General features: G+C 70.9%; 23 protein-coding genes. 20 read left to right on the top strand and 3 right to left on the bottom strand.

What is annotated here, in order from left to right:
• Nucleotide 1: 1 nt before the first annotated feature.
• Nucleotides 2-1,561: a hypothetical protein gene (locus ACIGAN_RS30205; protein WP_399862315.1), complete on the bottom strand. Its 1,560-nt coding sequence runs from the start codon at nucleotides 1,559-1,561 to the stop codon at nucleotides 2-4.
• Between the two features lie 382 nt (nucleotides 1,562-1,943).
• Here ACIGAN_RS30205 and ACIGAN_RS30200 point away from each other — a divergent pair, with 382 nt between their 5' ends.
• From ACIGAN_RS30200 to ACIGAN_RS30120, 17 genes are all read left to right on the top strand, one after another.
• A complete protein-coding gene (locus tag ACIGAN_RS30200; protein WP_365087474.1) occupies nucleotides 1,944-2,777 on the top strand; it encodes a hypothetical protein in 834 nt (277 codons plus the stop codon).
• Between the two features lie 70 nt (nucleotides 2,778-2,847).
• Nucleotides 2,848-3,555 (top strand): Flp pilus assembly protein CpaB, encoded by a 708-nt coding sequence (cpaB, locus tag ACIGAN_RS30195; RefSeq protein ID WP_365087144.1) that lies wholly within the window; start codon nucleotides 2,848-2,850, stop codon nucleotides 3,553-3,555.
• Nucleotides 3,556-3,561: 6 nt separating this feature from the next.
• Nucleotides 3,562-4,812 (top strand): AAA family ATPase, encoded by a 1,251-nt coding sequence (locus ACIGAN_RS30190; protein ID WP_399862312.1) that lies wholly within the window; start codon nucleotides 3,562-3,564, stop codon nucleotides 4,810-4,812.
• A gap of 2 nt (nucleotides 4,813-4,814) precedes the next feature.
• Nucleotides 4,815-5,210: a pilus assembly protein gene (locus ACIGAN_RS30185; protein WP_365087140.1), complete on the top strand. Its 396-nt coding sequence runs from the start codon at nucleotides 4,815-4,817 to the stop codon at nucleotides 5,208-5,210.
• 1 nt (nucleotide 5,211) lies between these two features.
• A complete protein-coding gene (locus ACIGAN_RS30180) occupies nucleotides 5,212-5,568 on the top strand; it encodes a TadE/TadG family type IV pilus assembly protein (protein WP_365740167.1) in 357 nt (118 codons plus the stop codon).
• A gap of 25 nt (nucleotides 5,569-5,593) precedes the next feature.
• Complete coding sequence (locus ACIGAN_RS30175; RefSeq protein WP_365740168.1) at nucleotides 5,594-6,931, top strand: CpaF family protein; 1,338 nt, start codon at nucleotides 5,594-5,596, stop codon at nucleotides 6,929-6,931.
• A gap of 9 nt (nucleotides 6,932-6,940) precedes the next feature.
• Nucleotides 6,941-7,885 (top strand): type II secretion system F family protein, encoded by a 945-nt coding sequence (locus tag ACIGAN_RS30170; protein WP_399862310.1) that lies wholly within the window; start codon nucleotides 6,941-6,943, stop codon nucleotides 7,883-7,885.
• A 31-nt stretch (nucleotides 7,886-7,916) separates the two neighbouring features.
• Entirely contained in the window at nucleotides 7,917-8,804 is an 888-nt protein-coding gene (locus ACIGAN_RS30165; RefSeq protein WP_399862308.1) for a DUF5936 domain-containing protein, read from the top strand.
• A 413-nt stretch (nucleotides 8,805-9,217) separates the two neighbouring features.
• Nucleotides 9,218-10,561: a sensor histidine kinase gene (locus ACIGAN_RS30160; protein WP_399862306.1), complete on the top strand. Its 1,344-nt coding sequence runs from the start codon at nucleotides 9,218-9,220 to the stop codon at nucleotides 10,559-10,561.
• 25 nt (nucleotides 10,562-10,586) lie between these two features.
• Nucleotides 10,587-11,549, top strand: a complete 963-nt coding sequence (locus tag ACIGAN_RS30155) for a response regulator transcription factor (RefSeq protein WP_399862304.1) — start codon at nucleotides 10,587-10,589, stop codon at nucleotides 11,547-11,549.
• Between the two features lie 145 nt (nucleotides 11,550-11,694).
• Nucleotides 11,695-11,928 carry a hypothetical protein gene (locus ACIGAN_RS30150; protein ID WP_366712116.1) on the top strand — a complete coding sequence of 78 codons (234 nt, stop codon included), beginning with the start codon at nucleotides 11,695-11,697 and terminating at the stop codon, nucleotides 11,926-11,928.
• Nucleotides 11,928-12,524: a pilus assembly protein TadG-related protein gene (locus tag ACIGAN_RS30145; RefSeq protein ID WP_399862407.1), complete on the top strand. Its 597-nt coding sequence runs from the start codon at nucleotides 11,928-11,930 to the stop codon at nucleotides 12,522-12,524. The genes ACIGAN_RS30150 and ACIGAN_RS30145 overlap by 1 nt, the downstream gene beginning before the upstream one ends.
• Nucleotides 12,525-12,555: 31 nt before the next feature.
• On the top strand, nucleotides 12,556-13,137 hold the full coding sequence (locus ACIGAN_RS30140) for a hypothetical protein (RefSeq protein WP_399862302.1): 582 nt from the start codon (nucleotides 12,556-12,558) through the stop codon (nucleotides 13,135-13,137).
• Nucleotides 13,138-13,160: 23 nt separating this feature from the next.
• Nucleotides 13,161-13,799 (top strand): OmpA family protein, encoded by a 639-nt coding sequence (locus ACIGAN_RS30135; protein ID WP_399862405.1) that lies wholly within the window; start codon nucleotides 13,161-13,163, stop codon nucleotides 13,797-13,799.
• 39 nt (nucleotides 13,800-13,838) lie between these two features.
• Nucleotides 13,839-14,945 (top strand): hypothetical protein, encoded by a 1,107-nt coding sequence (locus tag ACIGAN_RS30130; RefSeq protein ID WP_399862300.1) that lies wholly within the window; start codon nucleotides 13,839-13,841, stop codon nucleotides 14,943-14,945.
• 195 nt (nucleotides 14,946-15,140) lie between these two features.
• On the top strand, nucleotides 15,141-17,699 hold the full coding sequence (locus tag ACIGAN_RS30125; protein ID WP_399862298.1) for a hypothetical protein: 2,559 nt from the start codon (nucleotides 15,141-15,143) through the stop codon (nucleotides 17,697-17,699).
• A 38-nt stretch (nucleotides 17,700-17,737) separates the two neighbouring features.
• A complete protein-coding gene (locus ACIGAN_RS30120; protein WP_399862297.1) occupies nucleotides 17,738-18,448 on the top strand; it encodes a hypothetical protein in 711 nt (236 codons plus the stop codon).
• Between the two features lie 149 nt (nucleotides 18,449-18,597).
• Here ACIGAN_RS30120 and ACIGAN_RS30115 read toward each other — a convergent pair whose 3' ends face one another.
• Nucleotides 18,598-18,978: a DUF192 domain-containing protein gene (locus tag ACIGAN_RS30115; protein ID WP_399862295.1), complete on the bottom strand. Its 381-nt coding sequence runs from the start codon at nucleotides 18,976-18,978 to the stop codon at nucleotides 18,598-18,600.
• 239 nt (nucleotides 18,979-19,217) lie between these two features.
• On the opposite strand from ACIGAN_RS30115, the gene ACIGAN_RS30110 reads away from it, so the two are divergent.
• Genes ACIGAN_RS30110 through ACIGAN_RS30100 form a run of 3 tightly spaced genes read left to right on the top strand, consistent with a single transcriptional unit; the run spans nucleotide 19,218 to nucleotide 21,827 of the window.
• Nucleotides 19,218-19,877 (top strand): hypothetical protein, encoded by a 660-nt coding sequence (locus ACIGAN_RS30110; RefSeq protein ID WP_399862293.1) that lies wholly within the window; start codon nucleotides 19,218-19,220, stop codon nucleotides 19,875-19,877.
• Between the two features lie 23 nt (nucleotides 19,878-19,900).
• Nucleotides 19,901-20,902 (top strand): hypothetical protein, encoded by a 1,002-nt coding sequence (locus tag ACIGAN_RS30105; RefSeq protein ID WP_399862403.1) that lies wholly within the window; start codon nucleotides 19,901-19,903, stop codon nucleotides 20,900-20,902.
• 43 nt (nucleotides 20,903-20,945) lie between these two features.
• Complete coding sequence (locus tag ACIGAN_RS30100; protein WP_399862291.1) at nucleotides 20,946-21,827, top strand: LLM class flavin-dependent oxidoreductase; 882 nt, start codon at nucleotides 20,946-20,948, stop codon at nucleotides 21,825-21,827.
• An 84-nt stretch (nucleotides 21,828-21,911) separates the two neighbouring features.
• Here the strand turns inward: ACIGAN_RS30100 and ACIGAN_RS30095 are convergent, their stop codons facing one another.
• Nucleotides 21,912-22,694, bottom strand: a complete 783-nt coding sequence (locus ACIGAN_RS30095) for a DUF899 family protein (RefSeq protein ID WP_399862289.1) — start codon at nucleotides 22,692-22,694, stop codon at nucleotides 21,912-21,914.
• Nucleotides 22,695-22,761 lie beyond the last annotated feature (67 nt).

Below are 22,761 nucleotides of genomic sequence, written 5' to 3'. Positions count from 1 at the left end.
GTCAGTTCGCACAGTAGCTGTAGGGAAGATAGGAGCGACCGTCTCCGCGGGGCGCGCCCAGGAACTCGGCATCGGTCAGGGTCTCCGACTTCTTCTCCGTGCTGATCGTCATGCCCAGACTGAGCCCGAGATTCAACTCGAAGCCGTACTCGGCTGCGTTCACATCGCCCGTGTACGTCATCCGGCTCGACGTGCCCTGGTCGAACATCAGCTGCCCGAAGGGGTCGTCGGCGCCCGGGCGGGACGTCGGCGCGTGGTCGGAGAACATGTACTGGAACGGCGTGGCGAGCTGCTCGTTGCTGCTGTCCAGCCACTGCTCGGCGACCGCCCGGTCCCGGTCCCCGGCCGGACCGGGGTCGAAGGTGAGGGTGTTGGTGACGATCTCGATGCCGGTCGGCGCATCGGTGCCCTTGACCCCGGCGTTGCCGCCCCGCTTGTCGCCGTCCTTCCTGCCGTTGTCGCCGCCCGCCTTGGCGCCGTCCTTCTGGCCGCCCTTCTCCACCGTGCGGGTCATGTCGACCCGGACCAGCTTGCCGGTCTTCTTGTCGTAGGTGACCGTGATGGTGCCCGTCTGGACGGTGTTCGCCGCGTACTCGCCGCTGAGCGGGCCCGCCTCGTAGCCCACCTTGGAGCCGTACTCGATGGACGAGGAGTACGTGTACGACTTGGTGTTCTTGTAGGCGTTGTCGGTCCAGGTGACCTCGGGGGCGTACTTGAACGTGCCGCCGAGCGCGGCACTCAGCTTCTTCTCGTCACCCGCGGAGATCTTCAGGCCCGCCGACGCCGAGGCCTCCAGGCCCACCTTGCCGTAGGTGATCTTCCGGTTGTCGCCGAGGTGCTCCTTGATCCGGTTCTGGGTGTCCTCCTCGTCCTTGAGGGGGCCGGTGCCGAAGAGGTAGAGGATGCTGTCGCCGACGCTCGCCTCTGCGCCGCCCGGCATGGTGCGCCGCATCTCGTACATCTGCAGCTTCTCCACGTCGTCCCGGAAGCGCTGCGCCTCCTCGGGGCTCTGGAAGACCCACGTGTCACCGTTGGTGACCTTGATGCCCAGCCCCAGCTCCACCTTGTCCGCGCCGAACTTGCCGACCTTCATGCCCGGCTTGAAGTCCTTCTTCGCGGCGACCGAGGACGCGTCCGTGAAGGTCAGGTAGACCAGCTGGTCGCTGTCGTCGACCTTGCCGTCGCCGTTGACGTCCGTCTTCGCCTTCAGGTGCTGCTCCTGGAAGCCGTACTCCTTGCCGATCTCCCAGAAGAAGATCTTCGCCTTGGAGCCCGCCTTGTCGGTGACGGAGGAGACCTGGCACAGCGCCGGCTCGAAGTCGGCGTCGGTGAGCGGCTTGCCCGGGCCGGGCGTCCCCGCCGCGCAGTCACCGCCGCCCGCCACCCGGCAGACCTGCGCGGCGAGCTTGTCGTAGATCAGCTGCCCGACCCCGGTCGCCGAGAGGGCGAGGATGATCGCGGCGCTGACGACCACCATGCCGAGGTACTCGGTCCCGGTCGCCCCGCGGTCGTCGAAGACCGGTCTGTGCCCGTACGCCCGTATGCCGCCCCCGCCAGCCATACGGCACCCCTCCTTGCCCGACCGCCTCTGCGTGGACGGCGAGCGTAGATACGCGCCGCCGCCCGGGGCGTGGGCCTCAGGGCCCAAACGCAGGCCCACCGTCAACTCTGGGCCCGCTGGGCCCACCGCCCGGGCCCGCCGGAGCCCTGCCGGGGACCGGCAAGATGCTCAACCTGCCCCGTTTTGAAGCATCTTGTGCAACGGCAGTTGCTCATCAGCTACACAAACGCTGTTCTCCGGTCACAGAGCCGTGGATACAGTGCTGAGGTAGTCACGCAGTGAAGTCGACACGGTGCGCCGGAGTGACACCCGGCGTTCCGACGGGCATGGGGAAAACGGGGAGCTGCGCGTGCCAACTGCCATTGCCGTGACCAGTGCCGACATGGCACTGCCGCCACAGGACGAACGCACCCTGCCCGCCGTGGTGCTCCGGGACATCGCCGAGCGCCCGCTGGAACAGGCGCTCGGTGACCTCCAGACCCTGGTCGAGCACCACGGGCACGTGATCGTCGTCTGCTCACCGGCCGCGCCCACCGCGCTGCAGCGCCGGCTGCACACCCTGCGCTCCCTGCTGGAGACCGACCGCGTCGCCTTGTTCCGCCCGGACCTGCCGCCCCTCGGACTGGCCGTGCTGGCCCGCCAGTTGCGCCAGCTCGCCTCCTGCGACATCAGCCCCGGCGTGCTCGCCTCGGCCGGCCGGCTGCTCGTCCACTACATCCACGCCGGCGCGCTGCTCAACTCCGTCGCCCGCCTCGACCACGTCCCCGTCGGCCTGAAGTCGCACGCCAAGTCCTGGGTGCCCGGCAGCCAGTTCGGCGTCCTCGCCCATCCCGAGCCGAAGCTCGTGAAGATCACGCCCGACGCGCTGCTGCCCGGCCCCGAGTTCGGCACCTGGATGCTCGTCGCCAAGGGGCAGCTCCAGTCCGACTGGGTCAGCGCCACCCTCGCCCCGGCCTGGAACGTCCAGGGCCTGCGCGAGACGCAGTTGCCGGCCGAGTCACCGGCTTGGTGGGGCACCGGCAAGCTGATCGAGTTCTGCAGCTATCTGCCCGACCTGTCCGTCCTCTACCAGCTGGTCACCTCCGTACGGCGCAGCCGCTGCCACTGGTGCGGCATCGACGTCATCGGCGACCGCTGCGTCTTCTGCTCCGCCACGCCGCCCGTCCACGACACCCCGCCCCCGAAGCAGCTCGAGAACCGGACGGCCGCCGGGTGAGCCCGCGCACCGCCCTCCGGCACCGCTCCCGTCCCGCTCGACCGATATCCCCAACGAGGTTGTACGGTTCATGAATTCCCGTCAGCGCCGCGGCGTGATTCTCCTGCTCCTGTCGGTCGTCTGCGCCCTCGGCGCCTTCGCCGGCGTGCTGTCCGTCATCAGCGACGTGGAGTCCAAGGTCGGCCCCGAGGTGACCGCCTACCGGCTCAAGTCCGACGTACCGCCCTACACCACCCTCAGCACGGGCCAGTTCGAGAAGATCAAGATGCCCGAGCGGTGGCTGTCGGACAACGCGGTCACCGACCTGCGCGAGATCCAGGGCCGGATCGCCGTCACGACCCTGAAGGCCGGCTCCCTGCTCCAGTCGGACATGATCGTCCGCCAGCCGGCCCTCCAGCCCGGCCAGCAGGAGGTCGCCATCATGATCGACGCGGCGACCGGCGTGGCCGGCAAGATCACCCCCGGCGCCGCGGTCAACGTCTACGCCACCTTCGAGGGCGCGCGCGAGGGCGACCCCGACCAGTCGAAGATCATCGTGACCAACGCCAAGGTCCTCGACGTCGGCGACATCACCGCGCTCGACCCCGACGAGAGCAACCGCACCCAGCAGCCCACCGACGCCGTCCCGATCACCTTCGCGCTGTCCGCCCTGGACGCCCAGCGCGTCACCTACGCCGAGTCGTTCGCCAAGCGGGTCCGGCTCGCCCTGGTCGCGCCCGGCAGCGACACCACCGTCCCCGAGCGGGAGCGGACGTACGAACTCGCGAAGGACAAGTGAGAGCGCATGCCCACGAGGATCCTCCCGGCGGTCGGTGACACGGACGCGGTCCGGTCCGTCACGACACTGCTCAGCCAGCTCCCGGACGCCGAACCGGTCGCCCCGGTGGTCGACTCCACACAGCTCGTCGACACCCTCGCCCGCCTGGCCGCCGAATCGGTCGACGAGCTGCCCGAGGTGGTCATCGTCCACGAGCGGATCGGCCCCGTCCCCGCGCTGGAACTGATCCGCGAAGTGGCCCTGCGCTTCCCGGCCGTCGGCGTCATCCTCGTCACCTCCGACGCGAGCCCCGGCCTGTTCCAAGCCGCCATGGACTACGGCGCCCGCGGCCTGGTCGCCCTGCCCCTGAGCTACGAGGAACTCGCCAGCCGCGTCCAGGCCGTCGCCCAGTGGTCCACCGGCGTCCGCCGGCACCTCGGCGCCGGCGGGGATGTCTTCACCGGCGTCGGCGGCACCGTCGTCACGGTCAGCGGCGCCAAGGGCGGCGTCGGGACCACCCTCACCGCGATCCAGCTGGCCCTGGCCGCCCAGGCCTCCGGCCGCAGCACCGCCCTGGTCGACATGGACCTCCAGACCGGTGACGTCGCCTCCTACCTGGACGTGCAGTTCCGCCGCTCCGTCGTCGACCTGGCCGCCATCACCGACATCTCCCCGCGCGTCCTGGCCGACGCGGTCTTCCGCCACGACACCGGCGTCGCCCTGCTGCTCGCCCCGGCCGAGGGGGAACGCGGCGAGGACGTCACCGACCGCGCCGCCCGCCAGATCGTCAGCGCCCTGCGCTCCCGCTACGAGGTCGTCGTCATCGACTGCGGCGCCCAGATGGGCGGCGCGGGCGCGGCGGCCGTGGAGATGGCGGACCGGGCCCTGCTGGTCACCACCCCGGACGTGGTCGCCGTACGGGGCGCCAAACGGGCGGTGCGCATGTGGGACCGGTTGCAGATCCGCAAGGCCGAGGAGACGACCGTCGTGGTCAACCGGCACTCGCGCAGTACGGAGATCCAGCCGCCCCTGATCCAGAAGATCACCGGCACGGCCGTCGCGGCCACCGCCGTCCCCGCCAACTTCAAGGAACTGCAGAGCGTGGTGGACGCCGGCCGCATCCACGAACTGGAGAACAAGAGCGCGGTGAAGCAGGCCCTGTGGGGCCTGGCGGCCGAACTGGGCCTGGTCAAGGTCCCCGAGGGCACCGGGAAAGCGGGCCGGCTCCGGGGCGGCGACCGGGGATCGGTGAGCCTTCGGCGGAGAAGGGAGGGGTGAGGATGCGCCCAGGAGAGCGGGACCGGAACCGGGAGCGGGACCGGGGCCAGGTGACCATCGAGTTCCTCGGCATGACACCGACGATCCTCGTCACGCTGATCGCCCTGTGGCAGGTCGTCCTGGTCGGCTACACGTTCATCCTCGCGGGCAACGCGGCGGACGAGGCGGTGCGGGCGGGAACGGCGGTGGGGCCGGGCGCACGGCAGGGCGCGTGCGAGGAGGCCGGCCTGAAGCACCTGTCGGAGGCGTGGCGCTCCGGCGCCACGGTGACCTGCGGCGGCTCCGGGTACGTGACGGCCGACGTCCGCCTGGAGGTCCCCATCCTCTTCCCGGGCACCCTGTCCTTCCCGTACGCCGTCAAGGGCCACGCCGGCGCGGTCGAGGAGGAGACGGACTGACATGGCTGGTAACCGCAGGGTCCGCGACCGCGGCCAGGTCGCCATCGAGTACATCGGCTTCCTGCCGATCCTGCTCCTCGTCGCCCTGGCGGCCGTGCAGCTCGGGCTGATCGCCTACACCGCCCAGCAGGCGGGCACGGCGGCCCGGGCCGGGGCGCGCAGCGCGTCGCTGGACGGGCCGCACGAGGCGGACTGCCGGGCGGCGGTGAGCAGCTGGCTGGCCGACGGCACCAGTTGCCCGGCGTCGATCGGCGGGGACGAGGTGACGGTCACGGCCACCGTGCAGATCCCCTCCGTCGTCCCGGGCTGGGACTTCGACCCGGCCGTCAAGACCGCCACGATGCCGCGCGACCACTGAGCGACGAACGAGGAGCACCGCACTCATGAGCCTGCGAGCACGCATCAACACCCCCGAGGAGCACGGCAACCGGGGCGAGGACGGCCACATGGTCGCCTCCTACCGGGCCAAGCTCCTGGAGGAGATCGACCTCGCGGAGATGAGTTCGCTGGCCGCCGCCGAGCGCAGGGCGAGGCTGGAGCGGGTGCTGGGGCACATCATCAGCCGCGAGGGCCCGGTCCTGTCGACCGTGGAGCGCTCGCAGCTGATCCGCCGGGTGGTCGACGAGGCACTGGGCCTGGGCATCCTGGAGCCGCTGCTGGAGGACGCCTCCATCACCGAGATCATGGTCAACGGCCCGGACGCGATCTTCGTGGAGCGCGGCGGCCGGGTCGAGCAACTGCCGTTGCGCTTCGCCTCCAACGAGCAGCTGATGCAGACGATCGAGCGGATCGTCTCCACGGTCAACCGCCGCGTCGACGAGTCGAACCCGATGGTCGACGCCCGGCTGCCCTCCGGCGAGCGCGTCAACGTCATCATCCCTCCGCTGTCCCTGACGGGCGCGACCCTCACCATCCGCCGCTTCCCGCGCTCCTTCACGCTGCAGGAGCTGATCGGCCTCGGCTCGCTCGACGAGCCGATGCTGTACCTGCTGGCGGGGCTGGTGCAGGCGAAGTTCAACATCATCGTCTCGGGCGCGACGGGCACCGGCAAGACGACGCTGCTCAACGCGCTCTCCGGCCTCATCCCCGAGGGCGAACGCATCATCACCATCGAGGACTCCGCCGAACTCCAGCTCCAGCAGCCGCACGTGATCCGCCTGGAGTCGCGGCCCCCGAACGTCGAGGGCAAGGGCCAGGTCACCATCCGCGACCTGGTCCGCAACTCCCTGCGCATGCGCCCCGACCGGATCGTCGTCGGTGAGGTCCGCGGCGGCGAGTCCCTCGACATGCTCCAGGCGATGTCCACCGGCCACGACGGCTCCCTGGCCACCGTCCACGCCAACAGCGCGGAGGACGCCCTGATGCGCCTGCAGACCCTGGCCTCCATGTCGGACGTCGAGATCCCCTTCGTCGCCCTGCACGACCAGATCAACAGCGCCGTGGACGTCATCGTGCAGCTGACCCGGTTCGCGGACGGCGCCCGCCGCATCACCGAGATCGCCCTGATGGACAGCCACGGCAGCGACCCGTACCGCCTGGTCACGGTCGCCCGCTTCCACGCGCAGCCGATGGCCGCCGACGGCCGCATCTACGGAAGCTTCGAGTACCACCCCCTCCCGCGCCGCACCGCCGACCGCCTCTACATGGCGAGCCAGCCCATCCCGCAGGCCTTCGGCATCGCCCGGAGCGCGGACCAGCTAGCCACCCGAGAAGCCAGGTAGGACCGACCGATGGAACTGCACCAGCTCATCACGCTCACCACCGGCATCACCCTGCTGACCTGCGTCCTCGCGGTCATCGGCCTGCACTCCTACGCCATGGGCAAGGCCCAGCGACAGGCGCTGGTGGACCGCCTGTCCTCGACCGGCCAGATCCCCGTCGCCGGCCGCCGCCGCCACTTCCGCGGCGTCGACCGCCGTCTGCGGCGCACCAAGCTCGGCCGGAAACTGGAACTCCGCCTGGCGGCCACGGGCCTGGACATCACCCCCGGCGAGTTCTTCGTCTCCATGCTGGCCACGGTGGCGGGCCTGTGGCTGATCGGCCAGGCGGCCCTGGCACCGTTCTTCGGACCGCTGGCGGGGCTGCTGGGCGTGTGGGCGGCGATCCAGTTCCTCAACTGGCAACGCCAGAAGCGGATCGAGAAGTTCATCAACCAGCTCCCGGAGATGTCCCGCATCCTGGCGAACGCGACACAGGCGGGACTGGCTCTGCGGACGGCCATCGGTATGGCGGCGGAAGAACTTGAGGCGCCTGCGGGAGAGGAACTCGCAAAGGTCTCCGCCCAGCTGGCGGTGGGCGCGTCCCTCGACGACGCGCTGGGGGAACTGGCGGACCGCCTCCCGTCCCGCGAGCTGGTCGTCCTGGTCACCACGCTCGTGCTGTCGAACCGGGCGGGTGGGCAGGTGGTGAGCGCGCTGCGGAACCTGACGGAGACGCTGGAGGAGCGCAAGGAGACGCGGCGGGAGGTGCGGACGCAGTTGTCACAGGTCAACATGACGTCCTACGCGGTGCCGGTCCTGGGCGTCGGCGCCCTGTTCATGCTGAACGCCATCAACGACGGTTCACTGGACCGCATGACCGGTTCGCCGATCGGTCAGGCCGCCGTGATCATCGCCTTCGGCCTCTACGCCGTCGGCTTCTTCCTCATCCGCCGTATGTCCCGCATCGACGTCTGAGCCACCGAGCCGTAGGAGGAGGAAAGCCGCCATGGGACTACTGCTGGCACTCGTCATGGGCCTCAGCGTGTGGGGCGTCTTCGCCGGCATCCGCATGTACCGGGCGGAGGCCAGGCTCCCCGGTGACCTGGCGGTGGCCCTGGAGATCGGCGCATCCCGCACCGGCGCCGTGGGGTCGCTCGTCGACCGGCTCGGCATGCGCCACGCGCCGGCCGTACTGCGGCTGATGGGCCCCAAGCGGGTCGCGAAGTACCGCCGCAGGATCGACCTCGCGGGCAACCCCGGCGGCCTCACCATCGACCGCTATGCGGCCAGGCGCGCGGTGTACGGCGCGATCGGCGGGCTGGGCGGTGTGATCGCACTGACCAAAGGCAGCCTCTTCGCCGCACTCCTGATGTTCGCCTTCGCGGTCTTCTGGGCCGATGTCGGCATCTGGTCCGCGATCCGGATCCGCAAGGACGCGATCGAGCGGACACTGCCGGACTTCCTGGACGTACTCGCGGTCGTCGTCAGCGCGGGCCTCGGCTTCCGTCAGGCTCTCGACCGTGTGGCGTCCAGGTACGAGGGCCCCTGGGCCGACGAACTGCGCATCACCCTGCGCCAGATGGACCTCGGCATGAGCCGTCGCGACGCCTTCGCGGAACTGCGCCGCCGCAACGACTCCGAGCAGGTCGCCATGTTCGTCACGGCGCTGCAACAGGGCGAGGAACTGGGTGCACCGATCGTGGACACGCTGGTCGCGCTGGCCAAGGACATGCGCCGCACGGACGCGCAGAACGCCCGCCGCAAGGCCGCGCGGGCGGTACCGAAGGCCACCCTCATGATCACGACCTTCATGGTCCCGGCCACGATGATCCTGCTCGGCGCGGGAATGCTGCTCGGCTCCGGTACGGACTTCAGCTCCATCACGGGCGAGTAGAACGGGGTGACGGCATGTCGACGACCAAGGAACGCACCAAGCTGCTGCGCCGCCGTCCGCGGACGCCCGAGATCACGACTCCACCGGCGGGCACGGTCCTCCCGGCTCACGTACGGACGGGAGCACCGGACATCCCGGTGACGTCCGCGACACCGGCCCTTCCTCCTGGCTGGGTGCGGGCGGACGCGCCGGTCCCCACGGGACCGGCGGAACCGGCCACCGCCTGGCCGACGGCACAGGGAGAGGTCGGGACCGAGCGGACGGTGCGGATCAGAAAGGGAGAGCACCGCAACGGAGCACCCCGCACGGCGGAAACCGGCAACGCGTCACCGGGCGAGACGGCACCGCATGCCGGGCGGCCTTGCCGGGCGGTGGCACCCGAACGAACCGGCGGACCGTCGACGCCCGACGGCATGCCGACGGGCGCACGAGGGGGCGGCCCGGCGGCGGACGACACCCGCAGCGGGTTGCCCGACGACGGCACTCGGCACCCCCCGGGCCTCCCCGGGGCGGCGGCTCCGGACAGCGCGACAATCCCCATCCAGATCAACGCCCTCCAGGCCCTGTGCCGTCAGGTCTTCGGCTTCCGCCTCGCCATGATCGCGCTGGCTGCCCCCGCCGCCCTCGTCAACGCCAACCCGGGCCTGAGCACGCGTCTGGTCGGCATCGCCGTGGTCGTCACGTTCATGGCTTCCTACGTCCTCTTCCGGGACTGGGAACGCTTCGGGCCCCTCCTGCTGCGCCATCCCTCTCTCCTGGCCCTGGACACCCTCTTCGGCTCCCTGCTCCTGATCTCCGCGGGCCCGGGGACCACCCTGGCCTACGTGAGCGTCTGCACGCCGCTGCTCGCCGGCCTCGTCTACGGGTGGCGCGGCGCGGCCGTCTTCGCGTCGCTCCAGTCGCTGATCCTCCTGCTGATCTACGCGACGTCGACGCGCGAGCACGCCGGCATCGCCGAGTCGTCCCTCCTGCCGGGCCTCTGCGTCATCGCCGGAGCCGTCGGCTCCAGCCTGCGCAACCTGATGCTCCGCTTCGGCGCGGCCACCCAGGCCCTCACCACCGTTCAGGCCCGCCTCGCCGTCACCGAGGCGGTCAGCGCCGAACGCGCTCGCCTGGCGCGGGAGATGCACGACTCGGTCGCCAAGACGCTGCACGGCGTGGCCCTGGCCGCCGACGGCCTGACCGGCTCGGCCGGCGCCGCTCGCATGGACACCGCTCTGATCAGACAACAAGCCGAACTGGTGGCCCGCTCAGCCCGGCGAGCGGCTGCGGAATCCCGCGAACTCCTGGCGGACCTGCGCCGCGAGTCCGACCCGGATCACGGCACGGACGTACTGGTGGAACTGGCCGCGCGCACGCGGGACTTCAGTACCCGCACAGGACTGCCCGCCACCTACCGCCCCACGGGGGAGCACGCCGTCCCACCCGTCCCGCCCGCCGTCGCCCGCCAGCTCCTCACCATCGCCTCGGAAGCCATGGAGAACGCCCACCGGCACGCCGAACCGACCCGCGTGGAGGTCCGCGCGGGCGTCCACGGCGGCCTGCTCCGCATCAGCGTGCACGACGACGGCCGCGGCCTCCCGCCGGGCACCACACTCGAACAACTGCGCCGCGCCGGCCACTTCGGCCTGGTCGGCATGGTCGAACGCGCCGCATCGGTGGGCGCCCGCATCCGCATCGGCCGCGGCGGCCACGCCCAGGGCACGGAGGTCCGCCTGGAACTCCCCCTGGCGGCCCTGACGATCCCCACCGCCTGACCCCCACGACCCGAGAGGAGGCCCCATGCCGGACCTGCCGGACCCCACCACTGCCCACCCCGGCGCATCCCAGCCGCCGCCCCCGCAGAACCCCTTCGCCGCACCACCGACCCAGCGCCTCCGGGTCGTCGTGGCGGACGACAACCCGGTGGTACGCGCCGGCCTCACCGCCCTGCTCTCGGGCCGCGCGGACATCGAGGTCGTGGCCGAGGCGGCCGACGGCCGCCAGGCCTACGAGGCCGCCCACCAGCACCGTCCCGACGTCGTCCTGCTCGACGTCCGTATGCCCGGCGTGGACGGCATCTCGGCCCTGCCGTACCTGGTGCGGATCGCGCCGGTGCTGATGCTGACGTACAGCAGGGAGTCGGAGATCGTCCAGGAGGCCCTGCGCCGGGGGGCGGGCGGTTACCTGGTGCACGGCGAGTTCACGGCCGACCAACTGGTCGACGCGGTACGGGACATCAGGGAGGGCCGGCCCCACTTCACCCCCACGGCGGCGGGCGCCCTCCTGACCCAGCTCCGCCAGAGCCAGGCACCGGCGTCGCCGTCGCTGCCCGAGGGGCTGGGGGAGTCGACGAGTGCGACTGCATATGGAATTTCGAACTCTGGGCACTCGCATACTCCTCCCCAACAGAGGTCATGGACAGGGAATTTGCCGACGCGGCCGATCGGCGGCGGCTCTGTTTCTTCAGAAAACCTTTCGCAAGTGCAACCAGATGTGGCACAGTCTTCGTCTGGGTGGACGAGCGGCCGGCCGGCCGCTCCCGACAGGTCGCGGTTCCAGCTGAGTACGAGGGAGGCGGAGATCATGGACCTCATCGCGTCCGGCATGAACAACCAGCAAATCGCCGCCACGTGCTTCATCAGCGAGAAGACCGTCAAGAACCACATCAACCGTATCTTCGCCAAGCTCCACAGCACCAGCCGCTCCGAGGCCGCCGCGAAGTGGATCGGCACGGCACCGGACGCACACCGAGGGTTGGGGTGACGTGAGGTGACGGTAGGGGGAGAGAACCGTTTGGGCCCGCGCGATTGGGCCCGGGATTGGGCCCAGGGGCCCTCTGGCGGGCGGGCTGTTCCGCCGTACGTTCCTCATGTCGAAAGCGGCACAGCCGAACCCGGAGGGGAACACCATGAGCGACCTGATGCTGAAGACCGCCGTCGCGACGAAGGTTCGCGTGAACGGCTGGAAGAACACCACGGTCGAGGCGATGCAGCGTCGCGCCGGCGACAAGGGCCAGACCGCGGTCGAGTACCTGGGCATCATCGCGGTGGTCGTCGCGATCGTGGTTCTGATCGCCTCGACGAACATCGGGCAGACGATCGTCAACAAGCTGACTACGCAGATCAACAAGGTCGCTCCTTGATCCCACCGCGCAGGTACGGCGACGCAGGGCAGGCTTTCCCCATCTACATCACCGTGGTGGGGAGCCTGCTCTTCCTTGCGTTTGCGTATTTTGCGGTCGGCCAAGCCGCGGTCAACCGAAATGGTGCCCAGACGGCAGCGGATGCTGCCGCACTCGCGGCAGCCCAGGACAGGCGTGACGTACTCGCGGGAGCGTGGGTGCAGAACCTGTTGGACCCGGCCAAGTGGCAGGACATCTTCGAGGGCAATGTCGATGGCGCGGACCCTTCGTGCTGGCGCGCACACCAGCTTGCCGAGCAGAACGACGCCCGGGTGGTCAAGTGCACGGAGGGCCTATTGCGCTACACGGTCGAGGTGGAGACCAACAAGACTGTCGGGGACTCGATCGTCCCCGGCACGGAGGAGCGTAAGTCGAATGCGTCGGCCACCGCCGTGATCGATTTCCGCTGCGATTTCAAGCTGCCCGCCGCGGAGGCGGATGAGAAGGTGCTGCCGCGGCTCTCCTGCAAGGGCGTCAACTGGGATCTCAAGCCAGACGGTCCCCTCGAAGCCCTGCCGAAACCCGAGGACCTCTTCGACGTCCATCTGGCCGACTGACAGCGAACGACAAGTTGAAGGAAGCAGAGTGATGAACACTCGGTTCACTACGAAGGCCCGCAGGGGGGTGGTCGCGTTGACCGTTGCGGCCGGACTGGCTCTCGGCGCGGCCGGCTGCGGCGGTGGTGGCGACGATGACAAGAAGGCGTCCCCATCGGCGTCTACCCCCACAGCCGGTGGATCGAAGCCCAGCGCCCAGGAGGGGCAGACGAGCCAACCTTTGGCGGAGGTCAAGGGGCCGAGTGGTCTGCTCCTTCAGATCACCTCTGCTGAGCGGGACTCCGGCGGGTTCGTCACCGTGAACGGAAATCTCAAGAACGACGGCTCCGAGATCGTTACCATCCCGGCAGAGCTGAGTGGTAATGAGACCGAGATCATCAACAACGGCAGGTCCTTCGGTGGCGCGACCCTCGTCGACTCGCGGGGCAAGAAGCGTTACTACGTGCTGCGCGACACGGACGGGCGTCCGCTGACGACCACTGGCTTTTCGGCACTCAAGGCCGGGGAGTCGATGGCCGTGTTTCTGCAGTTCCCGGCTCCGCCCGCAAGCACGACGGAGGTCACGTTCCAACTGCCCCTGTTCCCCAGTTCTCATATCAAGATCTCTGGGTGAGGCAGGCTGTGACGATTACTGAGATGTCGGGCCGCCTGACAGTACAGCGTCTCTCCCTGGTCATCGCTACTACTGCCTTCGTCGTTGTCACGAATTTTCACAGCGGCGTGAACGCTTACGCCGACGAAAGTCCCAGCGTTCCACCCGGGACCGAGCCCTCGGCTGCCGCCCCGGTCAAGGTCGATGCCAACGACCCCGACCTGAAGATCCCCGAAGGCGCCACCCTCGCCACCCCCAAAGTCCTCGACATCAAACAGGTCGTCGAAGACGAGAGCGGTGACGAGCGGCGTGAGGACACCAACGCCGACGTCAAGTTCGCCCTGCAGGCCGAGGTCCTCTTCGGCAAGGACAGTGCCAAGCTCAGCGCCCAGGCGAAGGCCCGTATCTCCGCGATCGCCGAGGAGATCAAGACCCAGAACGCGACGAAGATCCGCGTGTTCGGCTTCACGGACAACCTCGGTTCCTCCGCCCACGGCGACGTCCTGTCCCGCAAGCGCGCCGACGCCGTCCAGAACGTCCTGGATCAGGAACTGACCGACTCCGGCGTCACGTACGAGGTCCGCGGCTACGGCGAGCAGTACCCGATCGCCGACAACTCCACGGAATCCGGCCGCAAGAAGAACCGCCGGGTCGAGGTCTCCTTCCCCCGCTCGGAGAGCTGACGGCGGCAGCACGCGGACCGACGGAGACGAGGAGGCCCCGTGGGCGAATGGCGTCTCCACCGCACGCTGCCGAGCCTGGCCACCGAGGCCGGGCTCGGCAGCGTGCGGCGCGTGCACCACGAACGCCGCCCCTGGCCCGTCCTGCTGACCGGCAAGCTCGTGCTCGACGCCGTGACGATCCCGCTCCTCATCCGGGCCCTCACCGCACTGGACGTCACCCCGAGCGCCCGCCCCTTCGCGGTGTTCGGCTGGCTGCTGGCCTCCTGGGCCGCCCTGGCCCACTGGGTCCTGTTCCGTGACGGCAGACGCAGCGTCGCGGTGTGCGACGGCGGCCTGCTGATCCACACGGACGGCATGGGCCGCAGCAGGCCGGTCGTCATCCCCTGGGACGCGGTGACCACCCCCGAAGGGACCGGCCCGCTGCCCCCACGTCTTCACTGGCGTCTCCACTGGCTCGACAACGGCACACAGCGGCACATCACCCTCCACACCCTCACCGCCCGGGACGCCCTGATCGAGTCCGTCGAGTCCCGCAGGCCCTCGGCAGCACCGCCCCACCCGCGCCTCCTCGCCGGCACGGCGTTCACGGCCGTCGCCGTCATCCAGCTCTGGGCGCTGACGCTGTCACCCCTCGCCGGCATCGTCCTGGCCCACCGCGCCTACGACCTCCGGGACTTCGCGAGCCTGTGCACGCATCCCGGCGCCTCGTTCCCCGAGTCGGCACCGCGCACCACGACCGGCCCGCACCCCACGGTCCTCTTCGACGAGGAGCACGGCACCGACCCGGTCGTCACGTCCACAGGCGGCGACGGCGGAAGAACGACGGCCGCACCGGACCCCGACGCCGTCCAGCTCGTGGCGTGCAGCAGGCTGGTCCGACGCCAGGTCGACCTGGTCTGCACGTACGACGGGGGAGAGTCGCAACTGACGTTCCACCGCGCCCGCTACCGCATCGACGTCCACGAAGCACGCACCGGCCGCAGGATCGCCGGCCACACCGTGGACGCCGACGACAGCGACTCCTGCCCGTACTGGCTCGCGGTCGGCCGAGGACGCGGCCGCGAGGAGCGTGTCGCCGCTCCGGCCGAGGAGGAGTACCAGCACCTCGCCGACAGCATCGCCGCCGACGGCGCAAAGCCCTCGTAGCCGCAGTCGGCGCGAGCACCGTCGGTCCGTACCGCTCGGCGCCCGCCCGGACCCGTCCCCTCCGCGCAACCCGGGCCCGCCCCGAGCGGCCAAGGCCCTGGTTTGGGCCCCGTTTTGGGGCCACGGACCCATCCCGTCCCGCGTGTCCCTCCCTACCCTCGGCCGTGTCGTGGACCGAGGGCGGAGGTGGGGGGCATGGCCTCGATCGGGGGAGTGCCGGGGGCGGCCGGGCCCGGCCGGCCGACGGCGTACGGAGAGCGAAGGCCCCTGCCCGGCTCGCTCGCCACCGCGCTGGTCCTGGTCCACGCCCTCTTCGCGATCACCGTCCTCGGCGGACTCGGCGTCCTGCTCACCGCGTCCTCGTACGACGCCGTCGACGGCGGTGTCCTCGCCCTCACCGCCTACGCCGCCGCCCCGGGCATCCTCGGCTGGTGGCTGGCCCGGCGCACCTGGCGGGGCGGCACCAGGGTCCTGGCCGGGCTCATCGCCGTACAGGCATGGCTGATCACCGGCTCGACGGCCAACATCCTCGACGGATCGCCCCGCGGCTTCACCCAGCTCTTCCTGCCCCTCCTCATCGTCTACTTCCTCACCCGTGAGGACAGCCGCGCCTGGTACCGCCTCCCCGCCCCGGACCGTGCCGAACGCCGCCCCTTCTCCCTGCCCCGGATGATCCGCTGGCGGCGCGACGAGGGCCAGACGGCGGTGGAGTACGCGGGGCTGATCGCGATCGTCGTGGCGATCATCGCCGCCCTGCTGGTCAGTGGTCTGGGCACGCAGATCCAGAGTGGTCTCCAGGGGGCGGTCTGCAAGGTCACCGGCACGGCCTGCCCGTCCCCGGCCGCCGACGGCGACACGGACGTCACCGCCACCCGCCCGGACCCGGCGGACGGCCCGGGAACCAGGCCCGAGGGCGGTGCGGGCGAACGGCCCGCGGACAACGGCGGCCAAGCCGAAGGGGCCGAGGAGGCCGACGAGAACACCGGCGGCCAGGACGACACCGGCGACAAGCAAGAGAGCCAGGACGACAACGGCCAGGATGACGACGGCCAGAACAACGACGGCCAGAACAACGACGGCCAGGACGATGACGGCCAGGATGACAACGGCCAGGACGACGACGGCTGCTTCTCCGGCGTGGGCGCCTTCTTCGGCTGCACCGGCGACCAGCTGAAGCAGGTCGGCGAAGGCCTCGTCGTCGACGGCATCGGCGGCGACATCAAGGGCGTCTGGGACACCGTCACCCACCCCCTCGACACCCTGGACGGCCTGAAGGACTACGGCGGTGCCATCGCCGACCAGTGGTCGCAGGACGCCAAGGACGCGGGCGACAAGTGGGCCGAGGGCGACTACTGGGACGCGCTCACCGACTGGGGCGGCGCCACGGTGAACTCCGGCGGCAAGGTCCTCGACGACATGTTCATCGGCCAGGACGTCCGCGACCAGTGGAACCAGGGCAACGAGACCCGTGCCGTCACCACGGTCGTGTGGAATGTCGGTTCCCTCTTCATCCCCGGCTACGGCGAGGCCAAGCTCGCCGGAAAGCTCGGCAAGCTGGGCAAGCTGGGCGACCTGGGCAGGCTCACCGAGAAGGCGGCCGACGCGGCGCAGGACGCGGGCAAGGCCGCAAGGGCGGGCGACGTCAAGGGCGCAGAGAAGGCCGCGAAGGAGGCCGACGAGGCCGCGGACGAGGCCGAGCGGAAGGCCCGCGAATCCGGCTGCGCCATCGCCGCCCCGCCCCGCAGGACGCCCTACGGCGGAGCCGGGCACCCACCGGCCCCCCTCACCGGCTCCTCCGGCACCGGCACCACCGTCCTGGCGGCCGGCCGCTCCGCCGCACCGGTCGTCGCGCGAGCCGGGGACGGCTGTGACGAGGAGGCCAAGCAGCAGGCCCAGGAAGCCCGTAAGAAGGCCGACGAGGCGGAGCGGCAGACGCTCGAAGCCCGGGCCGAGGCCGCGAAGGCCGCGCTGCGGGAGCAGGGTTCCTCCGTCCCGGACGACCAGATCGACGGGCTCGTCGACCGGGCCAAGGACGACCCGGATCCGGCCAAGGCCGAGATCAGCACGCAGGACGCGGCCGCCGCGCTCGACGAGATCACCGATCTGGCCCGTCGCGGCAACGTCAACCCGGACGCCGCCGCGGCTCTGCAGGGCAAGGTCGTGAACGCCCCGGACGCCAACAAGCTGGCGGAAGCACGCGCGGAGGTGAACGCGGTGCGCCGCGCCGCCGACGACGCGGCCCCGGGCACCCGGGTGGACGCCGGCGTCGGCGGCAAGATGAACCGGCAGGAGGCCGACCTGGGCAACGGGGAGAAGGTGAACCTCGACGAGATCCCCGACGCCGACGTCGTCTACAAGGACCGGAACGGCACCGTCCACGTCAAGGAGGTCAAGAACGCCGGCTCCGCCACGCGCAAGGCCGACTTCGCCAACCAGGTCGAACGGCTGAAGAAGTGGGCCGCCAAGGAGCCCGGCCGCAAGGCCACCGTGGAGATCGAGACGACGGACCGCTGGACGTCGATCTTCAGCGAGTTCAAGCCCGCCCGGAACGGCAAACCGGCGAAGGACACCAGGACGGCGGCCGGAGAGATGGCCAAGAACGACGTCGACGTGCGGGTGGCCGGCCAGAACCTGTCCGCGGACCAGCTCGGCAGGATGCAACGCGCCATCGACGAGCGGACCGCCGACGGAACGATGGACTGGTCCAGGATGAAGGACCCGGAGAGCGCCAAGGCGTATCTGGGGATCAGCTGAACGGACGACGGAGGCACGACTGTGGCGGGACGACGGTGATGGGCGAGCCGGGAAGCGAGGAGACCTGGGACCCGCGGGTCGCGCGGTGGCACGACCCGGAGGGTGACTACGTCCTGCCCCGGGCGCTGCGGACCCTGCCGCAGCCCTGGGACGCGGGCGACTGGAGCCGGATCACGGAACTGCCCCGCACCGGCGAGCACTTGGCGGAGGCCCGGCGGGTGGTGACCGTCCTCCTGGAGGACCCGGCGCTGTCGCCGCACGTCCCGCAGCCGCCGCCGCCCGGCCTGCTGTGGCACGTCTGGGAGGAGTTCCACCGGGCGGTGGGGGAGAGCATGCCCCGCACGGGCGACGTGACCTGGTCCGGCGTGGACGAGCTGGTCCGCGCCTGGCAGGACCGCCCTCGGCTGTACCCGCTGCAACGGCACGTCGTACGGCACGTCGAAGCCGCGATGCTGGCCCTGATCCCGTCCCTGCGCGACGACATCGCCGACTCGGTGTTCCGCTGGCTGGCCCTCGACCCCGACCCGGCCCGTTTCGCGGAGTGGGCGGTGGAGCTTGCCGAGCGCTGCGTGACGGAGGACATCGGCGCCGACTCCGCGCTCGAACTCCTGGGCGCGATGCGCACCCCGCAGGCCAGGGCGGCCCTGCGGCGCCTCTCGGCACAACCGGACGGCCCGGCGACCTGGCAGAACGCGGAAGCGGCCCGGAGCATCCTCTTCGACCTGGACAGCGAGGCGCCAGGCTCCTGAGCACAAGGCGGAGCCTCCGGGAAGCCACCCCGTCGAGCCCGAGGCGAGCCCTGGCCGACCTGCCGCCCGGCGACCTCGCACTGGCTGCCCGCGCCTCGGCCCGCCGCCCGGCCCGCAACACCCCCGGCCCGGCGCCGGGCCCGGGATCCCTACCCTGCGGCAGGCGCCGAGACGACGACCTCCACCCGCGTGCCCTCCCGCACACCCCACTCCCTCATCACCCCGGCGGCGGCCTCCACCACGTGCCGCGCCCGCAGCCGCGGCAGCCCCAGCCGTCCGGGCCGCATGGTGCGCACGGCGATGACCCGCAACCGCCGGTCCAGATAGGCCACGTCGATCGGCACGCGCATCCGGAAGGTGTGCACGCTGTTGGCGGGGGAGAGCAGGATGGCCCCGTCGACGGAGTCCCGCCCCAGCAGCCCTCTGGTCCGGGCGCGGTAGGAAACGGCGATCTCCAACGGCACACGGACATCCCCGTCCGTGCCCCGCACGACCAACTCCCCGCGTCCGTCGCGCCAGTTCCGTCCCATCCGGGCCCCCTCCACCACCGATGACATGCCGCCGTGGTCCATCCGACAGAACGGGATCCGTGTGCTCCTGAAAACGGATTGCCGTGTTATGCAACCGTTACGGCTCCGGTCGGTCCGCCCCTCACCGATTCCTCCCCAAACACCCCGCCCGTTCACAAGGTCCACGCTGGTGTGGCCTCACACCGCTGGATAGCTTTGGTTCGCTCAAGAGAAGTCTCGCCTCTGACCGGGAGCCGACCGTGAACCGCCGCCCCACCCTCCTCGCAGCGCTCAGTCTGACCGCCGCTGCGGCCCTGACGCTGTCCGCGTGCGGGAGCGATGGCAGCTCCGAGACCAAGGACAACGACAAGATCGCGGGAGCCGACACGGGCGACAAGACCTCGGCCTCCCCGGCCGCATCCGCGCAGGCCTCAGCCGGAAGGCCCGAGATCGACCTGCCGTCCGACCTCTCGTACACCTTCGACTGGCCCAAGACCGGCGACAAGGACAAGGACGCGATCCTGTCCGACGGCGAGCAGTCGATCAAGGCCGTCGACCTGGCCATCGTCAACCAGAACGCACTCGACAAGCCGTACCTGTACTACTACGAGGGCGAAGCGGCGGCCTCCACGCAGAAGTTCATCCAGAACTACGTCGACCACAAGGCCGCGATCACCGGCTCCTACCGCTTCTACGCCCCGGACGTGGCGGTCGGCAAGGACGGCACGGCGTCCTTCAGCTACTGCGAGGACCAGGGCAGGGCCTACGTGAAGTACCTCAAGAACGACGAGGTCAAGAAGACCGAGGTCACCGCCAAGAGCTACGTCGCCTACCACACGTCGCTCAAGAGGAACGACAAGGGCGTCTGGGTGGTCCAGAAGATGGTCTCGCAGAGTGGGAGCCCCAAGTGCCAGCCGTGAGCCGCCCGTTGACGAGACTCTTCATGGCGGCCATGGCCACGGTGTGCTGCTCGCTCCTCACCGCCACCGGGACGGCGCACGCCGACGACACCCTGGGCGGCGCCACCCAGGGCACCAACCAGGAGGCCGGTGCCGGCAAGGACGGCACCGTCTCCGTGACCGTCGGCGGCGTCGTCTTCGACCGTTCGAAGAACGGCAGCGGCAACTCCGCGGGCGCGCTCACGTCCGCCACCTCCTGGACGCCACCGCCGTGCTGGTACGCGCCCAAGTACACGCCGGAGCAGCTCCAGAAGGAGCTGGAGCCCATCTGGGACGCCGGTTCGACCGGCTACGAGTGGGACGCCGAGCAGCGCGACCGGTACGTCAACGGCCACCCCTACAAGGACTTCAACAAGGAGAAGTCCGGCAAGGGCTACTTCTGGGACTCGTTCGTCGACGAGGACTTCCCGCCCGGCTGGGACTCCTGCGACGAGCAGCCCTTCTGGGTCGACCAGGGCGCCCCGCCGCCCGCCGGCATCGAGAACGCCGTCACGCCCGAGATCCTCGCTGAACTGGCCTACGCCGAGATCCGCGTCCCCAGCACGAAGGTGACCCTGGCCCCCGCCGCCGCGACCAAGGTCAACCTGCCGACCTGGGCCTGGCTGGACGCCGCCGACTTCAAGCCGGTCTCCGTCACGGCGTCCGTACCGGTGATCGGCCTCACCGCGACCGCGACCGCGGAACCGGTGGCGCTCAGGCTGCGGCCCGGCACCGAGGACGCCATCACCTACCCGGCCTCCGGCGTCTGCGCGATCGACGACGGCCGCATCGGCGAGCCCTACGCCAGGGGGAAGGCGCACCGTACCCCGCCCTGCGGCGTGCGCTACCTGCGCTCCTCGGGCGACGGCACGTACCCCCTGCAGGCGACCGTCACCTGGAAGATCACTTGGACCGGCTCGGGCGGTGCGGGCGGTGACCTCCCCGACGGCACGTTCGGCGCCACGCAGGACGTCGTCGTCCAGGAGATCCAGGCCGTCAACCGCTGAGCCCGGCTGTTGGGTGCACGCCGGCCGGGGTAGGAAGGCCTCCATGACCACACTAGGCGCTGTCTTCCGTCCCCAACTCCCCCCGGAGCGATTGCGGTCGGTCTGCGAGGCGGCGGACGCCGCGGGGCTGGAGCAGCTCTGGCTCTGGGAGGACTGCTTCATGGAGGGCGGTCTGTCCACCGCCGCAGCCGCCCTCGCCTGGACCGAGCGGCTGCGGGTCGGGGTCGGGCTGCTGCCCGTGCCCTTGCGGAACGTCGCCGTCACCGCCATGGAGGTCGCCTCGCTGCACCGCATGTTCCCGGGGCGGGCCCTCGTCGGTGTCGGGCACGGCGTGCAGGACTGGATGGGGCAGGTCGGGGCCCGGGCCGAGTCGCCGGTCACCCTGCTGCGGGAGTATCTCGTCGCGCTGCGGGCCCTGCTGCGCGGCGAGCGGATCACCACCGACGGGCGGTACGTCAGGCTCCACGACGTCGCCCTCGACTGGCCCCCGCAGCAGCCCGAGGCCGGGGTGCTCGCCGGGGTCACCGGTCCGCGTTCGCTGCGGCTCAGCGGCGAGGCCGCCGACGGCACCATCCTCACCGCCGACACCAACCCCGAGGGCGTGCGCAGGGCGCGGCAGCTCGTGGAGGAGGGCCGCGAGGCCGCCGGCCGGCACGGGAGCGGGTCGCACCGGACGGTGGTCTACCTCCTCACCGCCACCGGGCCCGACGCGGACGCGCGGCTGCGCGCCGAACTGGCCGCCGAGGGCTGGGAGTCCGTCCCGGACCTGGGGGTCGCCGGGGACGCCGGTGCCGTGGCCGAGGCAGTCGGGCGACTGGCCGAGGCCGGGGCCGACACGGTGGTCCTGCAGCCGACCGGGGACGAGCCCGACCCCGAGGGCTTCGTACGGTTCGTGGCCGAGGAAGTACGTCCCCTGGTCGAGTGAGCGACGCGGAGCCCCGCACCCACAGCGCGCACGCGGCCCCACCACCCACCCCCGCGCACCGGCACCCGGCGGACCGGAACGGTCTCAGTGGCAGTGGCCGTGTCGTCCCAAGGTCTCCACCGGAGTCGCTCCCGGTCGCGTCCACTGCGGTACCGGGCGGCTGGCCGGACCCCACGTGGCGTTCCCGTCCGCGTCCGAGCGCCACGACCAGCACGCCTCGCGTCCCTCCGGCCACCCCACGGGGTGGTCCTCCCACGCCTCGCCCCGGCCGTGGGGCGTCATGTCGAGCAGGCCGAGGGAGCCGTTGACCCGCTCGTTGCCCCGGCCGGTCGTGGAGTACGTCAGGAACACGCGGTCGCCGTCGCGCAGGAAGCAGGCGAGGTAGCCCATCTCGCCGCCGATCGGGGCGGGCACGCCGCGCACCGAGTACCAGGGCTGGGTGTACCCCATGAACGCGGTGTAGGACGCCACCTCGTCCCAGGAGCCCGTGGTCAGGATCGCGAACGAGACGCCGCGGGCGTGGAGATAGACGGCGTCCTTCAGATGCCAGGCGGTGGTGGTGCAGCCCTCGCACTGCCCCTGGTGCGGCGCGCCGTCGTACCACATGTGCTGGTAGACCACGAGTTCGTCGCGGCCCTCGAACAGGTCCAGGAACGGGACGGGGCCGTCCGGTCCGACGACCTCGACCGTCCCGTCGACCTCCACCATCGGCAGCCGGCGCCGCGCCGCGGCGATCCCGTCGCCCTCCCGGGTGTGGGCCTTCTCCCGGACCAGCAGCGCGTCGCGGGCACTCCGCCAGGTGGCCAGGTCGACCACGGGCGGGCGCCCGGGCAGCGTGGTGGTCGGGTCGTCCGGCGTGGGCGTCATGGTGTCCTCCGGGGGTTCGGGCGTCTACGGGGCAGACTCCCGGCCCGCCCGGAACTCATCGCCGTAC

The sequence above is a fragment of the Streptomyces sp. NPDC085931 genome (assembly GCF_044540565.1).
In the GTDB taxonomy this organism is placed as follows: Bacteria; Actinomycetota; Actinomycetes; order Streptomycetales; family Streptomycetaceae; genus Streptomyces.
This window is presented reverse-complemented; position numbering and strand designations above follow the sequence as displayed.

What these genes read in the sequence shown, in the direction of transcription:
- ACIGAN_RS30205 (WP_399862315.1), bottom strand. Translation starts at nt 1,561, where the DNA reads ATGGCTGGCGGGGGCGGCATACGGGCGTACGGGCACAGACCGGTCTTC.
- ACIGAN_RS30200 (WP_365087474.1), top strand. Translation starts at nt 1,944, where the DNA reads ATGGCACTGCCGCCACAGGACGAACGCACCCTGCCCGCCGTGGTGCTC.
- cpaB (WP_365087144.1), top strand. Translation starts at nt 2,848, where the DNA reads ATGAATTCCCGTCAGCGCCGCGGCGTGATTCTCCTGCTCCTGTCGGTC.
- ACIGAN_RS30190 (WP_399862312.1), top strand. Translation starts at nt 3,562, where the DNA reads ATGCCCACGAGGATCCTCCCGGCGGTCGGTGACACGGACGCGGTCCGG.
- ACIGAN_RS30185 (WP_365087140.1), top strand. Translation starts at nt 4,815, where the DNA reads ATGCGCCCAGGAGAGCGGGACCGGAACCGGGAGCGGGACCGGGGCCAG.
- ACIGAN_RS30180 (WP_365740167.1), top strand. Translation starts at nt 5,212, where the DNA reads ATGGCTGGTAACCGCAGGGTCCGCGACCGCGGCCAGGTCGCCATCGAG.
- ACIGAN_RS30175 (WP_365740168.1), top strand. Translation starts at nt 5,594, where the DNA reads ATGAGCCTGCGAGCACGCATCAACACCCCCGAGGAGCACGGCAACCGG.
- ACIGAN_RS30170 (WP_399862310.1), top strand. Translation starts at nt 6,941, where the DNA reads ATGGAACTGCACCAGCTCATCACGCTCACCACCGGCATCACCCTGCTG.
- ACIGAN_RS30165 (WP_399862308.1), top strand. Translation starts at nt 7,917, where the DNA reads ATGGGACTACTGCTGGCACTCGTCATGGGCCTCAGCGTGTGGGGCGTC.
- ACIGAN_RS30160 (WP_399862306.1), top strand. Translation starts at nt 9,218, where the DNA reads ATGCCGACGGGCGCACGAGGGGGCGGCCCGGCGGCGGACGACACCCGC.
- ACIGAN_RS30155 (WP_399862304.1), top strand. Translation starts at nt 10,587, where the DNA reads ATGCCGGACCTGCCGGACCCCACCACTGCCCACCCCGGCGCATCCCAG.
- ACIGAN_RS30150 (WP_366712116.1), top strand. Translation starts at nt 11,695, where the DNA reads ATGAGCGACCTGATGCTGAAGACCGCCGTCGCGACGAAGGTTCGCGTG.
- ACIGAN_RS30140 (WP_399862302.1), top strand. Translation starts at nt 12,556, where the DNA reads ATGAACACTCGGTTCACTACGAAGGCCCGCAGGGGGGTGGTCGCGTTG.
- ACIGAN_RS30135 (WP_399862405.1), top strand. Translation starts at nt 13,161, where the DNA reads ATGTCGGGCCGCCTGACAGTACAGCGTCTCTCCCTGGTCATCGCTACT.
- ACIGAN_RS30125 (WP_399862298.1), top strand. Translation starts at nt 15,141, where the DNA reads ATGGCCTCGATCGGGGGAGTGCCGGGGGCGGCCGGGCCCGGCCGGCCG.
- ACIGAN_RS30120 (WP_399862297.1), top strand. Translation starts at nt 17,738, where the DNA reads ATGGGCGAGCCGGGAAGCGAGGAGACCTGGGACCCGCGGGTCGCGCGG.
- ACIGAN_RS30115 (WP_399862295.1), bottom strand. Translation starts at nt 18,978, where the DNA reads ATGGGACGGAACTGGCGCGACGGACGCGGGGAGTTGGTCGTGCGGGGC.
- ACIGAN_RS30105 (WP_399862403.1), top strand. Translation starts at nt 19,901, where the DNA reads ATGGCGGCCATGGCCACGGTGTGCTGCTCGCTCCTCACCGCCACCGGG.
- ACIGAN_RS30100 (WP_399862291.1), top strand. Translation starts at nt 20,946, where the DNA reads ATGACCACACTAGGCGCTGTCTTCCGTCCCCAACTCCCCCCGGAGCGA.
- ACIGAN_RS30095 (WP_399862289.1), bottom strand. Translation starts at nt 22,694, where the DNA reads ATGACGCCCACGCCGGACGACCCGACCACCACGCTGCCCGGGCGCCCG.